Below are 15,254 nucleotides of genomic sequence, written 5' to 3'. Positions count from 1 at the left end.
TCATGGAACACCTGCAAAAAACGGCCGCAGTCGTGGAAGACCTGGTGAAGATCAATAACGACCGGGTAGAAGGATATAACAAAGCCCGCCTGCAAACAGACGATCTGGACCTGAAGGAATTGTTCGAAACGATGATCGCCGACAGCAAACAAAACACGACCGAGCTAAATAAATACCTCCGCAGCCTCGGCGAAGAACGCGAGCGAGACACTACTTTCGCCGGGAAGCTGTACCGTACCTGGATGGATGTCAAAGTCACTTTCGGCGGAGGAGACCGCCGCGCCATCCTCGCCACCTGCGAATACGGGGAAGACGCCGCCCAGAAATCGTACAACACCGCGCTGGACCAGGACTTCCTCCCGCCCGAAGTGCGCACCATAATCTCCGATCAACGCATCAAGCTGCGCTCCGCCCACGATAAGATCCGGTACCTCCGCGACCTCGAAACCGCCAACAAAGGCTGAGTCCTGTAGTATCGATATATAAAAACAGAAAGTTCCGGCAGGTTTTGCCGGAACTTTCATTTTATGAGCAGGATGATCAAATGGTCACAAACTGGATGAACGCTTACAATGGATCAATCTATGACAATGCGTTTTTTTGCTTGACAAAAGGCTGTCCCGCACCGGAAGATGCAGGACAGCTGGCAAGCTTTACGGTTTTAATGATGCTTTAACTGCATTTTAAAACCACTCGAAGCTGCCAATAACTAAAACAACAGCTATGATAAAAGTATAATCGTACACTGCGTTTACAGTTCGTCGATGAGTTTTTTCACTTCCTCCTTCGACTTACCGAGTTTCTGTTGGAGCTTGCCCAACAGCTCGTCTTCCTTACCTTCTGCATACGTCAGATCATCGTCTGTCAGATCCGCGTACTTTTGCTTCAATTTGCCTTTGATTTCATTCCAGGCACCTTTCAATTGCAGATTGTTCATACGTTATCATTTTTTGATGAAGTAAATGACGCTGGATGAAAACGAACAATTACTATACCACCAGGCCAATACGGGGGAAACGGCCGTGTTTGGGCGGGGTGGCTGAACATATTGTGGAAATACGGCGTAACTTCCGGGGAAGTTTATCCACAAATTTGCTTGTTGGAACAGACAAAAGGTTCCGGCAAACAGTTTGCATATAGAAGCATAAATGACAGTAACATCCGGTTTGACGGTCTCGGTGGCAACCGTTTCCCGGTATAAAATGGACGAGCCATGGGAGATTTGATATTAATTATAGATGACGAGCCGGATATTTGTCAACTTTTACAGTTAAGCCTGACGAAACACGGATATAAAGTGAAATATGTGCATGCACTGAAAGACGGACTGTTGTTTCTCCAACACCAGCAACCCGACATTCTGTTCCTGGACATTCACCTGCCCGATGGGTCGGGGCTCGATATATTGCCGAAAATAAAGGCAGATTATCCCGATTTACCGGTAATATCCATAAGTGCTTACGACAATGGTATGGAAAAACAGAAGGCCCTGACTTCCGGCGCAGTGCACTTCCTGCCGAAACCGTTCAATGTGAACGAGTTAACTGACATCCTGTTTGAAATGAAGCGGAACGATGGTAAAACCGCATATGCATAATTAGTTGTAAATTTAATGTCCGTCCAACATATATCGAATATGAAGAAAATCCTCATTGTTGATGATGAAATAAACATTTGTACCCTGCTCAGCCGATTCCTGGGCAAGCATGGCTTTAAGACAGAAAGTACGATGACGGGCGCCGGCGCCCTGAAGCTGCTCAAAGAAGCGCCCTTCGACCTGGTGCTCTGCGATTACCGGCTCAAAGACACGGACGGGTCGCAGCTGCTCAATGATATCCGCACCCTCAATCCGCAAACCGTCGTTATTATCATCACGGGCTATTCCGATGTCCGCATCGCGGTAGACATGGTGAAGAACGGCGCATACGATTACATTTCTAAACCATTATATCCCGATGAGATCCTGGCCCTGGTCAACAAGGCCCTGGAAAGCCCCGGCGCCGCCATGCCCCAACCCGTGCATGCGGCTCCCGCAGCGCCCGTCCGGGAACAGGACGCCCAGCGCCTGCAACCCTCCGGCGGCACCGGGACCGGCGAGCAATACGTGTACGGCGAAAGTGACCCTTCGCGCCAGCTCATCCGCGAGCTCACCCTCGTGGCCCCTACAGATTACAGCGTGATCATTTTCGGGGAAACCGGCACCGGCAAGGAATCCGTAGCCCACCTCATCCACGACCACAGCAGCCGCAAAAACCAGCCGTTCATCCCGATCGACTGTGGCGCGCTTTCGCGCGAGCTGGCCGCCAGCGAATTATTCGGTCATGAAAAAGGATCATTCACCGGCGCCATCGGCACCAAGATCGGCGCGTTCGAACAGGCGCACGGTGGCACCATCTTCCTCGACGAAATCGCTAACCTTCCCTACGACGTTCAGGTAGCCCTGCTCCGCGTCATCCAGGAAAAACAGATCCGTCGCGTAGGCAGCATGAAAGAAATCGCGGTGGATGTGAGATTGATCGTAGCATCCAACGAAAACCTGTTCGAAGCCGTGCAGAAAGGCAAATTCCGGGAAGATCTTTTCCACCGTTTCAACGAATTCACCATCCATATTCCGCCGCTGCGCGACCGTGGCGACGATCTCCGCTCTTTCGTAGACGCTTTCCTGGCGCAGGCCGGCAGGGAGCTGAACAAGCCCGAAGCCACGCTCAGCGAGGAAGTCTGGGAATGTTTCCGGAACTACGACTGGCCGGGCAATATCCGTGAACTGAAAAACGTCATCCGCCGCGCGAGCCTGCTCACGCCCGCCGGAAAAGAAATTTCCATGGCCGCGCTGCCGCTGGAAATGAAAGCCGGTAAAATGACGCGACCCATCACTTCTTCCGGCATCGAACCCGTTCCCGGGGACGGGGCAGACGAGCCCAACTTCCCGATGCTGGACGATAATGATCTCAAATCCGTAGCCCTGAAAGCGGAATACAACAAGATCATCAACGTTCTGAAAGAAGTGAAGTACAACAAGACGAAAGCCGCGCAGTTATTGAATATAGACCGGAAAACCCTCTACAACAAGCTGCGCCTGCTGAACATCAATTACTAATATTATGCAGCAGCAAGAAGCAAACAAGAAAGTACCGCTGTTCGAGCGGTTCGCAGGCAAAGCCGTGTCCGCCACCGGCAGCCCCTGGGCTTTTATCATCGCCTTCTTCGTGATCATCGCCTGGGCCGTCACCGGCCCGCTGTTCGGGTTTTCAGACACCTGGCAGCTGGTCATCAACACCGGCACTACCATCGTCACCTTCCTCATGGTTTTCATCATCCAGAAATCCCAGAACAAGGATTCCAAATCCATCCAACTGAAACTCAACGAGTTGATTGCCTGCACCAAAACGGCCAGCAATCGCCTGATAGACGTGGAATCGATCTCCGAGGAAGAGCTGAACACCCTGCATAATTTCTATTCCAAGCTGGCGGAAGACACCAAGCATCACCTCGACATACGGAAATCCCATTCCATCGACGAGGCGATGGAAAAGAGCAAAGACAAACTGAAAATCCAGTAATTATCGCTCCAGTTCGTGCAGCAGATCGCTGATATCGAGGCGATGGGTGTACATGGTCAGGTTCCCGTTTTCATCTTTCGGCCACTGCTCGCGCGGGCGGTCCCAATACAGTTCCAGTCCGTTCAAATCCGGATCGTTGAGGTACAGCGCTTCCGACACGCCGTGGTCGGCGAAGCCGGTGAAAGCCACCCCGGCGCCGGTGAGCCTTTTGTAAATCTCCGCCAGGTCTTTCCGGGTAGGGTAGAGGATGGCCACATGATAAAGGCCTGCGGCATTCTCCGGCGCGGGCGGCATGCCCTTGCTATGCCAGGTATTGAGGCCGATGTGGTGATGATAGCCGCCGGCGGAAATGAAAGCCGCCTGGTCGCCGAACTTCGTCATCAGTTCAAATCCCAGTAATCCGCAATAAAAATCGAGGGAACGCTGCAGGTCGGAGACCTTCAGGTGCACATGGCCGATGGTAGTGGCCGCAGGAACGGTATAGCTCATGTAAAGTTGGTTCTTTTTGATACAAAGATAAACGGATCCCTCCTGCCTGCGATGTGTTGTTTGTCCGCTGATAAAACCGCCGGCGCTCAGGATCCGTTCCGTACGTTATAAGATGACCAATGGGCTGATAATTCCGATCGACGCACGGTAGTTATCCGTGTTGGCCATACCGAAATTCGATTTCGCGTAATCGGTATACACGTATTTTCTTCCGATGAAAGTCCCGAACACTTTGAGGTTCAGGTTTTTGAACGGATACACTTCCACTCCGGGAATATATCCCCACGCCGTCCGCAACTTGTTGGTAGACGTGTTCGCCGGCAACGTGGTCCCTGAAGGTTTCCAGTAAGCGTCGTCCATCATGCCCACGAAAAACAGGTTGACTTTGGAGGACAGGTGCCAGTCGAGCCGCACCCAGTGGCTCATGTACCTGGCGCGATACGCGTGCTTGATGCCCATGTTGTCGGTGATCCCTGAAACGATGCCTTTCCGGTCGAGCGCTTCGCGGCTCCATTTGAAATCGTACTGGATGTGGAACTTCCCGGTCTGGAACTGGTTCCCCAGCGCCAGGTAATTCATGTATTCGTTTTCGGCTTCGCGGAACACGGAGTACGACCACAACGTGCTGAATTTCCCGAAATTGCCGCGCCAGTTGAGCACCCCCGCGAAGGGGAACTTCGCCGGTTTGATGCCCGGCAGCGCGGTAGTATCGTACAATTCCGTGAAACTCGCCGTACGGCTGTTCAGCAGCTGAACGGTGAACTGGTTCTGCTTGTCGGGCAACATATACGAAACGCCCGCGCCTACCAGAAAATTGTCGGCGTACTCGATGATGTCGGAATACTCGTAAATCTCGATGGGATTGGCGTCGAACTCGAACCCACCCCAGTCGGCGCACAGTTTACCGGCGTAAATGCTCCAGCTGTCGTTCGCGTCGAACCGAAGAAAAGCCAGATCCGTGCTACGGCTGATATTATCGATCGTTTGCGGCACCACGCCACGGGTGTACCGGTCGCGGAACCGGAAATATACCTTATCGTGCACCTTCCCGCGGATTTCCAGCCGGAACTGGTTCATGACGAAGCGGGACTGCTGGTAGGTGCCTTCGCTGAATTCGTTCTGGAAAGACATCTGCATGTTAGCGATCACGTCCACGTTCGACAACAGCGACTGTTTGCTGACCGGGATAAATGGGACACTGTGGATCGACGTATCGTCTGTCTGCCGTTCGTGCACCTGCGCCATGAGCGCAGCGGGCAGGAGGAGCAGCAGCCAGAGAAGGGTACGGCTTTTCTTCATACATCGGTTTTTTAGGGTTCTACCAGAATAGGTGGGCAAACAGGAACCCCGAGGCCACGCTCGCCGACACGGCCACGAGCCCCGGTAACATGAAACTATGATTGATGAGGTATTTCCCGATATAGGTGCTGCCCGTGCGGTCGAAGTTGATAGCGGCCAGCAGCGTGGGGTAGCCCGGCAGCACGAAATCGCCATTGGTAGCGGGGAACATGGCCACGAGGTTCATCGGGGCGATGCCCAGCAACACGCCCAGCGGCATGAGTGCCTTGGTAGTGGCGGCCTGGCTGAAAAGCAGCATGCTCAACAGGAACAGGGCGATGGCGAACGTCCACGGAGCGGCTTTCACCATATCTCCCAACGCACCTTCGATGGCGGCGGAATTCGCTTCCATGAAAGTGGCGCTCATCCACACCACCCCGAAAATCGACACAACGGCCTGCGCACCTGCGGTAAACAGGCTGGCCTTGGCCACGTCGGTGGTGGAAGTTTTGGTGAACAGGAGCATCAGCGCCGCGGCGCCCAGCATCACCAGTTCGATCACCGCCGCCATTTTGATGGTACCGTTCGCGTTCACGGAAAGGTTCGCGGCACCGGGCTCGAACGATGGCAACATCGACGGGAAAGCCCCTACCAGTACGATCAGCAGTACCGCCACGGCAAAAATGATCACGGATATCTTGGCGCCGGGCTTCAGCGGGGTATTGTCAGACGCGGAGTGCGCATCCAGCTCCCGCGCAAATTCCGGATCTTTCATTTTCTCCAGGAACACAGGGTCTTTCTCCAGTTCCTTCCCCTTCTTCCACACCACCGCCACGCCGCAGAGAATGCCGACAATACAGGCGGGGATGCATACTTTCAGGATATGCACCAGTTCGATCTGACCGGCCAGGATGGTGATCATGGCCGCCGTTGCCGCGGAAATGGGACTGGCCGTGATGCCCAGATGCGAGGCGATCACCGATATGCTCAGGGGCCTTTCCGGCCGGATGCGCTTCTTGGTAGCCACTTCCGAAATGATAGGCAGCAGTGAATACGTGATATGCGCCGTTCCCGCGAAGAGGGTGAACGCGAACGTCACCAGCGGGCCCAGCAGCGTGATCATCGATGGTTTGCTCCGCAGTATCTTTTCCGCGATGCGAACAAGGTAATCCATCCCGCCGGCCGCCTGCATGGTGGCCGCTGTGGAAACCACGGCGAGGATGATGAGCATCACGTCTATAGGCGGCTCTGCCGGCCGCATGCGGAATACGAAAAGGTAAAGGGCAAGGGCCGCCATGCCCATCACGCCCAGGCCGATACCTTTCATGCGGGCGCCGATGAGGATAGCCACCAGGAGAATGGCAAATTGGATCCAGATCATGTTTTCTTTTTACGTGGTTGTTATGTTGGAAGCGATGTCAATACTCAAAAAACATTTCCTGGATCTTCTTCGTGTCTTTCGTCTTCAGTAATGCCAACTGCAGGAGGATGCGGGCTTTCTGCGGATTGAGGTCGTCTGCCGCGATGGTACCCAATGCGGTGTCGTCCGTTTCTGCGTTCAACAGCACGCGGCCGCTGCCGGTGCGGTTGGAGCGCACTACCGCGATGCCCTGGCGGGTGATCTTCTTCACGCGCTCTTCCACGGTAGGGTAAAGGTTGCCGTTCCCCACACCCGCGATCACGATGCCCTGTACGCCGTCTTTCACCAATGCGTCTACCAGCACGGGATTCGTATTGGCGTACCCGTACAAGATATCGACTTTTGGCAAGGAATTCACCTTGCTCACGTCGAATTCCGTCTGGTGCGTATGCTTGCGGATGATGCGGTGATAAAATTCCACCTTCCCGTCCATCACCACGCCCAGCGGGCCTGTATTCGGCGCCTGGAACGTGGAAACGTTGGTGGTGTTGGTTTTGGTGACGTCTCTCGCGGAATAGATGTAATCGTTCATGGCCACAAGCACACCGCGGTCTGCCGAAGTTTTGTTCGCCGCCACCACGATGCCATTGTAGAGATTGAGCGGCCCGTCGGCCGACAGTGCGGTAGCGGAGCGCATCGCGCCCACGAGTACCACGGGTTTGGTGGTTTTGACGGTCAGCTGGAGAAAGAATCCCGTTTCGCCTTCCGTGTCTGTACCATGCGTGATCACGATCCCGTCCACATCGCTGCGCTGCGCGAGCTCGTTGATGCGGTGGGCGAGCTTCAGCCACACGCTGTCGTGCATGGCCTGGCTGCCGACGCTGGCCACTTGTTCGCCCCGGAGATTGGCGATCTTCCGCGCTTCCGGTACGGCGTTCAACAGGTCGTCTATCGGGAGTTTCCCGGCCGTGTAGGCCGTTCCCACGCTGGATTCCCCTGCCCCGGCTATCGTGCCGCCCGTTGCCAGGATCACGACATTGGGTAAATTGGCGTTCTGTCCGCGGGCAGGGCGCAGCATCCAGCAGGTGCTTGCCAGCAATAGCAACAATACGTTTTTCATAAGCACAACAACAATTAACTGTTAATGAATTTGGGGCGGATCATATTGTCGAACGTGAATATCTCATCCCACTTTTGCTGCGTCACCAGTTTCTTTTCCTTCACCGCGATATCGTGTACCGACTTGCCCGTTTCCAGCGCTTCGCGCGCAATGGCGGCCGATTGTTCGTAACCGATGATGGGGTTGAGCTGCGTTACGATACCGATGCTTTGCATGACCATTTCCTGGGTATGCTTCGCGTTGGCTGTGATCCCATCCACACATTTTTCGCGGAGGGTGTTGCAGGCGTTCGTCATATAGGTGATGGACGTGAACAGCGCGAAACCGATCACCGGTTCCATCACGTTCAGCTGTAACTGGCCGGCTTCGGCGGCGAGGGTCAGTGTAAGGTCTTGCCCGATCACGTAAAACGCCGTCTGGTTCACGACTTCGGGGATCACGGGGTTCACTTTGCCCGGCATGATGGACGAGCCCGGCTGCATGGGTGGCAGATTGATTTCGTTGAGGCCGCAACGCGGGCCGGAGGAGAGCAGGCGTAAATCGTTACATATCTTGGAAACCTTCACAGCCGTGCGTTTCAGCACGCCCGACAACTGCACGTACGCGCCCGTGTCTACCGTAGCCTCGATGAGGTCGCTGGCCAACACCAGCGGCAGGCCCGTGATCCTGGCGAGATGTTTCGTCACGAGCTCGGCATAACCGTCGGGCGCGTTCACGCCGGTACCGATGGCCGTAGCGCCCATGTTGATCTCGGAGATCAGCCGTTTGCTTTCCTCGACACGGGCCAGCTCTTCGCGGATGGTGGTGGCGAAGGCTTTGAACTCGTCGCCCATGCTCATGGGCACCGCGTCCTGCAATTGGGTGCGCCCCATTTTGAGGACCTGTTTGAATTCGTCGCCTTTCTTGTCGAACGACTCTGCGAGCGCGGCGAGGCTTTGTTTGTAGGACGACAGTTTATTGATCAGCGCGATGCGGAACGCGGTGGGGTAGGCGTCGTTGGTGGATTGCGAGCAATTGACGTGGTTGTTGGGATGGCAGAAATCGTATTCACCTTTCTTTTTGCCCATCATTTCGAGTGCCACGTTGGCGATCACTTCATTGGCGTTCATATTCACGCTGGTGCCCGCGCCGCCCTGGATGAGGTCGGTGATGAACTGGGAATCGAATTCGCCGTTGATCACCCGGTCGCTGGCTTTTATGATATGCTCCGCGATGTTCTTATCGAGCGCACCGAGCTCTGCATTGGCCATGGCGGCGCCTTTCTTCACATATGCGAGGGCCTGGACAAACAGGGGTTCCGTGTTCAGCGGGATGCCGGTGATGTGGAAATTCTCGATGGCCCGGAGGGTCTGGATTCCATAATACACGTCGGCCGGGATTTCGCGTTCGCCTAAAAAGTCATGTTCTCTGCGTTGTGCCATAATAGGGGGATTGAGAGTGTTTGTGCAAAATTCGTTTCCATTAAAACAGTGCGGCGGCGGAATTTGTTTACAAGCGGAGAATGAACAATTTGTAGTGTTCCGCATTACTTAAGAACATACACCTCAAATGGTAAAAAAGACCAAGAAGGGCAATCTTTCCCTTTCCGCCGCCATATCCATGGGGATCGGCGCCATGATCGGCGCGGGCATTTTTGCCCTGTTGGGCCAAACGGGCGCCATCGTAGGTTCGGCCACCTGGCTGTCTTTCCTCATCGCCGGAGGCATCACCATCCTTTGCGGATATTCCTTTGCCCGCCTGGGCGCGCGCTACCCGTCTAACGGCGGGGTGCTCGAATACCTGGTACAGGCTTACGGGGTGAACATTTACTCCGGCGGGATGGGGATATTTTATTACGTCAGCATGATCGTACTGTCTGCCGTAGTCGCTAAATCCTTCGGCGCTTATGCGGCCGTATTGCTGGGCCACGGCGGTGCAGACTGGGTGCAGAACCTCACCGCCGCGGGCATCGTGGCGGCGCTGGTGGTCCTCAACTTCGTGAGCGTCACCGCGTTCGCGCGGGTGGAGAAAATTTTCGTGGCTGTGAAACTGACCGTATTGTTCGGTTTCGCCATCCTCGGTTTTTATACCATCCAGCCGGAAAACCTCGCCTTCCCAGCGCACCTGGCCCCCAGCAGTCTCCTCAGCAGCGTGGCCGTCACTTTCTTCGCTTATACCGGCTTCAACGTGATCAGCGGCGCCGTGGAGCATATCGACAATCCCGCCAAAACGCTCCCCCGGGCCATTATGACCACCATTCTGCTGGTGACCGGCGTGTACATCGTGCTGGCGATCGTCGTGTTCGGGAACCTCAGTGCAGACCAGGTGGTAGCTGCAAAGGAAACCGCCCTGGCCGAAGCTGCGCGCCCCATGCTGGGGAACACCGGGTTCGTGATCGTGTCTGTAGCCGCGCTGGTGTCGAGCATCACGGCCATCAACGCCAATCTCTTTTCCACGGGCAATAATTCGTACGTCATGGCCGCGTACGGCACGCTGCCGAAGGCTTTCGAGAAACATCTGTGGGGCCGCGGCACGGAGGGGCTCGCCATCACCGGCGTCTGCATCATTGCGCTGATCATGCTATTCGACCTTTCCGTGATCGCATCCCTCGGCGGTATGGCCATGCTGCTTTGCTACAGCGCCGTCAATATCGGCCATCTCCGGGTGCTGAAAGAAACGAAAGCCACGCCGTGGATCGCGTGGCTGGCGGCGATCGTCAGCTGCGGAACGGTGATACTGGTCGTGATCGTAGACGCCACCGGCGCACCGCGGCACTTACTCGTTACCGGGATCTTCCTCGTGTTTTCGTTTTTGGCCGAATGGCTGATACGCCTGTCTACCGGGCGGAAAGTAAAGCCCAACATCGTTCATCCGAAAAAAGACGCACCATGACGGGCAGCTATATCGGGTTCGCGACGGCCGTGTTCATGGGTTTCTTTTCCATCGTCAACCCCATCGCCAACGTCCCCGTTTTCCTGGACCTTACCGATTACATGACGCCGGCCCAACGCAGGCAAATTGCGCTGAAATCCGTCATCGTGGCGTTTATCATCATCGTGGTATTCAGCGTGGCGGGGAATTCCATCCTGCATCTCTTCAACATTTCCCTTCCCGCATTGCGCATCACAGGCGGCATCCTGCTGTTTGTTGTGGGCTACAGGATGATCCTCGAAGACAAACCCCATCCCGAAAAACGTATCGACGCCAAAGAAGGCGACCCCGGCATTTCGGTAGCCGTTACCCCGCTCGCCATGCCCCTCATGGCCGGCCCGGGCACTATCACCACCGCCATGAACTATGCCGCGTCTGCCGATAAATGGCATACGGTCATCGTGATCGTCGTTTACGGCGTGCTGTGCTATATCGCGTATTTGCTGTTCCTGTCTGGCGGGCACATCGTGCGGTTACTGGGGAATAATACCATGACAGTCATCACCAAAATGATGGGCTTGATTTTAGCCGTGCTGGGCGTGCAGATGTTACTGGCAGGTGTGAATGAAGGGATCAGGCTGGGGAGCCAGTGATAACTAGAAGCCTTGCGCCGCGCGGGTTTGCGGAGCCAGTTGCATTTGTTCCTTACGGATTTTCTCGCGCTCTTCCTGGCGGTCTTCCACCTGGCGGTATTTGAAGTAAAAATAGATGGCGAGGAAAAGACAAGCTTTGAACAACAGGAACGCCGCAATGAAAATCCATTTCCAGACGCGGTGTACCGTGATGTACTGGTTCTGGTTCGGCGCGATGTTGATGAAAGTATAATTCGGTTTCTTCCCTTCCTTCTCCGTATTGGTATCTGCCCAGTCGAGCGGCTGAAGCGTGCGGTGGCGAAGGGTAGCAGGCGGCAATACGGCTTCTTCGAAAAGGAGCTGCTGGATCACGCGCTCCACTTCGTCGAATTCGGTTTCAAGTTCCGGATACTCACGGGCAAGCTTCCTCATCTCCTCGCGCTCGTCGGGATCAGAAAGTCCGAGTACGTAACTTTCAACCATTCCATTATCTATGTATTCCCTGATATTCATATAAGGAATAAAAAAAGTTCCATGCTTTTATTACTGGAGAGATACCATCCCATGTCTGTCTATACATCAATAATAGTCCGATCGGTCGGAAATTTCCTTTGGGGATTACCCAAAAGAACAACGGCAGGGACTAATTTGTTTGTACGGAAACCTTCTAATTTAAAAATCCACTTAACGACTTAGGGCGACTGCATCTTACCAGTTAATCCACCGCCTGATTCAGGCGGTTTCATCGAAAATCGAATAAAAACGAAAATAAGGATAAATCGCTGTAAGTCGTTCAACCTGCGCCATTTTACCATTTTCGTGTGAAACATGAATTAACCGGAAATTGAATCAAAAGTAAATATTCGGTTAAAATATGATCGCAAAAAGAACGGAAATTCCGCAAATATGTTAGCAAAACGTTGACATGCAGGTATTTATTTTATCGACTTGATTTTTTTGGCCGCATTACGTACCTCGGGTTAAAATCGTGTCATCCGTGTTATGGCTGTTATCGGTCGAATCCGGGACTTGGAGCGAACCTGAAAAAGTCCCATTTCCGGAGGTAATTGCGGGTAGCGCGAACGGTCGTTTCCTCCAATATGCGTAATTTGTTTGCATGAAACGGATCTTATTCCTGTTGATGGTATGCCTGCTGCCGGCGATCGCTTTCGCGCAGCGCGCCCTCGTGCTGCAGACCGATTTTGGGCTGAAAGACGGCGCCGTGGCGGCGATGAAAGGCGTTGCGTTCGGTGTGTCTCCCGCTTTGCCCGTATTCGATCTTACCCACGAAATCCCTCCGTACAACATCTGGGAAGCCGCCTACCGCCTCTACCAGACGGCGGCCTACTGGCCCGCAGGTACCGTCTTCGTTTCCGTGATCGACCCCGGCGTGGGCTCGTCGCGCAAATCTGTCGTGCTGAAAACCAAATCCGGCCACTACTTCGTGACGCCCGACAACGGCACCCTCACGCTCGTAGCGGAACACCTCGGCCTGGATGCCATCCGCGAAATCGACGAATCCCGCAACCGGCTGCCCGGCTCCGGTCAATCCTACACCTTCCACGGCCGCGATGTGTACGCGTACACCGGCGCGCGCCTCGCCGCAGGCAAAATCCCGTTCGACTCCGTTGGCCCGCGCCTCCCGGATTCCGTAGTCACCATTCCCTACCAGAAAGCGCAAGTCTCCGGGAACAAAATCCTCGGCAACATTCCCATCCTCGATGTCCAATACGGCAACGTCTGGACCAACATCGGCGAAAAGGAGCTCAACCTGCTCGACGTCCATTACGGCGATATCCTGAAGATCTCCATATATAAAGGCACCTCTTTCCGGTACCAGGCCACCATGCCTTTCGTGACCACGTTCTCCGCCGTTTCGCCGGGTAACTTGCTCGCCTATACGAATAGTTTACTGCAATTGTCCATCGCGGTGAACGAAGACAGTTTCGCGTATAAATACCAGATCGGCAGCGGCGCGGATTGGCGGATCGAGGTGGAAAAAGTTAAAAAAGCAAGATGACGAACGAATCAAGAATACAACAGTCGGAAACCCGGATTTTCAAAGCCGTGTTTCCCAATACGACCAATCATTACGACACGCTTTTCGGCGGAACGGCCATGCAGCTGATGGATGAAGTGGCCTTCATCACCGCCACCCGCTACGCGCGCAAACGCATGGTGACCGTATCTTCCGACAAGATCGATTTCAAAAAACCCATTCCCGCCGGCACGATCGTGGAATTGATCGGGCGCGTGACGCACACGGGCAACACGAGCCTGCAGGTGCTGGTGGAGATTTTCGTAGAGGAAATGTATTCCGACGAAAGATACCGCGCCATCAGCGGCACGTTCACGTTCGTAGCGATCGACGAGTACAAGCGCCCCGTACCGCTGGAAGCCTAGTCCAGCTTACGGAATTCGTAGGGCGCGCTTTCCACGAAACCGGATACGCGGATCGTCACGGTTTTCACTTTATCGGCCTCCACTGTGAAGTGCGTTTCCTTAATGCCGTACATGGTAAGATTGTAGAAGCACCAGAATTCGTCTTCCTTTTTGGGATAGAGTTTGCCGACCAGGTTCGGGTGATGCTCGAACCGCATCGCCAGGCCGTCTTTTTCCATACGGATGTTCATTTTGCCGTAAACAGGATGTTCGTAATTTCCAACGAACGCCGTCAAAGGCACGGAAAGTTTCGGTTTCGCCGCAATTTCCTCCCGGATCTGTTGCAGTGTTTTTTTCACTTCCGCGAGTTCTTCCCGCTGTTCGTCCAGCGATTTGCGGGCGTAATTGCGGAAGGGAAGATCGAGCATTGCGTCGGTGAGCTCATCTGTAAGATCGTTATAGAAGTTGTTGGATTCGGTATTGGTGAGCACCACGATGCCCAGGTTTTCTTCGGGCAGCAGGCGTACGGCCGTCACAAAACCGTTGACGCCGCCGGTGTGTTCTACGATCAGCCGGCCTTCGTAGGAATTGGTGAACCATCCGAGGCCGTATAAATTGAATTGCTTCCGGTTGAAAGCGTGCCCGCCTTCCCCGAGGCTCGAGTGCAGCAGCCGGGTTTCCATGATCGCGTCACCGGAAATCACTTCGCGGCCTTCGTATCGCCCGCCGGCCAGGAGCGCCTTCACCCAGTGCGACATATCCGCTACCGAAGAACCGATACTGCCCGCCGGCGCGAGGTTATCCAGATTGCCGTAGGGGACTTTCTTCAGTTCGCCGAGAAAAACGGAGTGCGCAGCAGCAATGTTTTTCACCGTCGGGATTTCGGCCGAAGTGGCGATGGTGTTGCGCATGCCCAGGGGCTCGAAGAATTTCTCTTTCAGGAATTGCGCCCAGGTTTTGCCCGTTACTTTCGGAATGATCTCCCCCGCAGTGAGGAAAGCGGCATTACAATAGCCCCAGGTGGTACGGAAGCCGAATGGCGGCTCCAGTTTCGCCAACCTTTCCCGGACCTGCGCTACCGTGAGGTCGGAATCGAAAAACATGAAATCTCCCTGGAAGGTATAAAAACCGAGCCGGTGGCTGAGCAGGTCGCGGATGATGGCGTGTTCCGACACCCAGGGGTCGTGAAGCCGGAAGTCGGGGAGGTGTTTGCGGACGGGATCGTTGAGCTGCAACTTCCCTTCGGCCTGGAGCTGCGCGAGCGCCGTGGCGGTAAACGCCTTGGTATTGGAACCGATCATGAACACGGTGTTGCTATCCACTTTATCCGTTTTCCCCACTTCCTTCACCCCGTATCCTTTCATCAAAACTACCTTTCCGTCTTTGACGATGGCCACCGCCACACCCGGGATCTGCCCTTCATCCATGGCTTTAATTATGTAATTGTCCAGGCTGTCGGCCAGGAAAGTGCGCGTGCGCTGCTGGGCGTTCGCCTGCAGGAAAGTGAGCGCCAATACCAGGGATAAGAGTTGTTTCATGTGCTTCGGATTTTATCGGGATGCTGCAATTCTGACACGCAGCCA

16 protein-coding genes are annotated in these 15,254 nt (G+C 54.6%); 8 read left to right on the top strand and 8 right to left on the bottom strand.

The window, feature by feature from the left end:
* The first annotated feature begins 2 nt into the window (after positions 1-2).
* Positions 3-464, top strand: a complete 462-nt coding sequence (locus tag WJU22_RS05420) for a PA2169 family four-helix-bundle protein (protein ID WP_341842242.1) — start codon at positions 3-5, stop codon at positions 462-464.
* 287 nt (positions 465-751) lie between these two features.
* Here WJU22_RS05420 and WJU22_RS05415 read toward each other — a convergent pair whose 3' ends face one another.
* Positions 752-937: a CsbD family protein gene (locus WJU22_RS05415; protein WP_341842241.1), complete on the bottom strand. Its 186-nt coding sequence runs from the start codon at positions 935-937 to the stop codon at positions 752-754.
* A 276-nt stretch (positions 938-1,213) separates the two neighbouring features.
* On the opposite strand from WJU22_RS05415, the gene WJU22_RS05410 reads away from it, so the two are divergent.
* From WJU22_RS05410 to WJU22_RS05400, 3 genes are read left to right on the top strand one after another with little or no spacing between them, the layout of a single operon-like run.
* Positions 1,214-1,597 carry a response regulator gene (locus WJU22_RS05410; RefSeq protein ID WP_341842240.1) on the top strand — a complete coding sequence of 128 codons (384 nt, stop codon included), beginning with the start codon at positions 1,214-1,216 and terminating at the stop codon, positions 1,595-1,597.
* A gap of 39 nt (positions 1,598-1,636) precedes the next feature.
* Complete coding sequence (locus WJU22_RS05405) at positions 1,637-3,097, top strand: sigma-54 dependent transcriptional regulator (protein ID WP_341842239.1); 1,461 nt, start codon at positions 1,637-1,639, stop codon at positions 3,095-3,097.
* A 4-nt stretch (positions 3,098-3,101) separates the two neighbouring features.
* Entirely contained in the window at positions 3,102-3,560 is a 459-nt protein-coding gene (locus WJU22_RS05400; protein ID WP_341842238.1) for a low affinity iron permease family protein, read from the top strand.
* Here WJU22_RS05400 and WJU22_RS05395 read toward each other — a convergent pair whose 3' ends face one another.
* The 5 genes from WJU22_RS05395 to aspA all read right to left on the bottom strand — a co-directional run bounded on the left by WJU22_RS05395 (position 3,561) and on the right by aspA (position 9,228).
* Positions 3,561-4,049, bottom strand: coding sequence for a VOC family protein (locus tag WJU22_RS05395; RefSeq protein ID WP_341842237.1), 489 nt, complete (start codon positions 4,047-4,049; stop codon positions 3,561-3,563).
* 105 nt (positions 4,050-4,154) lie between these two features.
* On the bottom strand, positions 4,155-5,348 hold the full coding sequence (locus WJU22_RS05390) for a porin (RefSeq protein ID WP_341842236.1): 1,194 nt from the start codon (positions 5,346-5,348) through the stop codon (positions 4,155-4,157).
* A 19-nt stretch (positions 5,349-5,367) separates the two neighbouring features.
* Positions 5,368-6,708, bottom strand: coding sequence for an anaerobic C4-dicarboxylate transporter (locus WJU22_RS05385; protein ID WP_341842235.1), 1,341 nt, complete (start codon positions 6,706-6,708; stop codon positions 5,368-5,370).
* A 37-nt stretch (positions 6,709-6,745) separates the two neighbouring features.
* On the bottom strand, positions 6,746-7,807 hold the full coding sequence (locus WJU22_RS05380; protein ID WP_341842234.1) for a type II asparaginase: 1,062 nt from the start codon (positions 7,805-7,807) through the stop codon (positions 6,746-6,748).
* Between the two features lie 14 nt (positions 7,808-7,821).
* Complete coding sequence (gene aspA / locus WJU22_RS05375; protein WP_341842233.1) at positions 7,822-9,228, bottom strand: aspartate ammonia-lyase; 1,407 nt, start codon at positions 9,226-9,228, stop codon at positions 7,822-7,824.
* A gap of 127 nt (positions 9,229-9,355) precedes the next feature.
* On the opposite strand from aspA, the gene WJU22_RS05370 reads away from it, so the two are divergent.
* Together WJU22_RS05370 and WJU22_RS05365 are read left to right on the top strand one after the other, a co-directional pair.
* Positions 9,356-10,678 (top strand): APC family permease, encoded by a 1,323-nt coding sequence (locus tag WJU22_RS05370; protein ID WP_341842232.1) that lies wholly within the window; start codon positions 9,356-9,358, stop codon positions 10,676-10,678.
* Positions 10,675-11,310: a MarC family protein gene (locus WJU22_RS05365; RefSeq protein ID WP_341842231.1), complete on the top strand. Its 636-nt coding sequence runs from the start codon at positions 10,675-10,677 to the stop codon at positions 11,308-11,310. The genes WJU22_RS05370 and WJU22_RS05365 overlap by 4 nt, the downstream gene beginning before the upstream one ends.
* Before the next feature lie 3 nt (positions 11,311-11,313).
* Here WJU22_RS05365 and WJU22_RS05360 read toward each other — a convergent pair whose 3' ends face one another.
* The gene (locus tag WJU22_RS05360; protein ID WP_341842230.1) at positions 11,314-11,772 is read right to left on the bottom strand and encodes a hypothetical protein; all 459 of its coding nucleotides are present in this window, start codon (positions 11,770-11,772) and stop codon (positions 11,314-11,316) included.
* A 634-nt stretch (positions 11,773-12,406) separates the two neighbouring features.
* Here WJU22_RS05360 and WJU22_RS05355 point away from each other — a divergent pair.
* The gene (locus tag WJU22_RS05355) at positions 12,407-13,309 is read left to right on the top strand and encodes an S-adenosyl-l-methionine hydroxide adenosyltransferase family protein (RefSeq protein WP_341842229.1); all 903 of its coding nucleotides are present in this window, start codon (positions 12,407-12,409) and stop codon (positions 13,307-13,309) included.
* A complete protein-coding gene (locus tag WJU22_RS05350) occupies positions 13,306-13,692 on the top strand; it encodes an acyl-CoA thioesterase (protein ID WP_341842228.1) in 387 nt (128 codons plus the stop codon). Before WJU22_RS05355 ends, WJU22_RS05350 begins: the two co-directional genes overlap by 4 nt.
* Here the strand turns inward: WJU22_RS05350 and WJU22_RS05345 are convergent.
* The gene (locus WJU22_RS05345) at positions 13,689-15,209 is read right to left on the bottom strand and encodes a serine hydrolase (RefSeq protein ID WP_341842227.1); all 1,521 of its coding nucleotides are present in this window, start codon (positions 15,207-15,209) and stop codon (positions 13,689-13,691) included. The two genes, WJU22_RS05350 and WJU22_RS05345, sit on opposite strands and share 4 nt — an antisense overlap.
* Between the last annotated feature and the right edge of the window lie 45 nt (positions 15,210-15,254).

Source organism: Chitinophaga caseinilytica, assembly GCF_038396765.1.
Lineage (GTDB): Bacteria > Bacteroidota > Bacteroidia > Chitinophagales > Chitinophagaceae > Chitinophaga > Chitinophaga caseinilytica.
The sequence above is the reverse complement of the archived record's forward strand: the minus strand, read 5'-3'. Positions and strand labels throughout refer to the sequence as shown.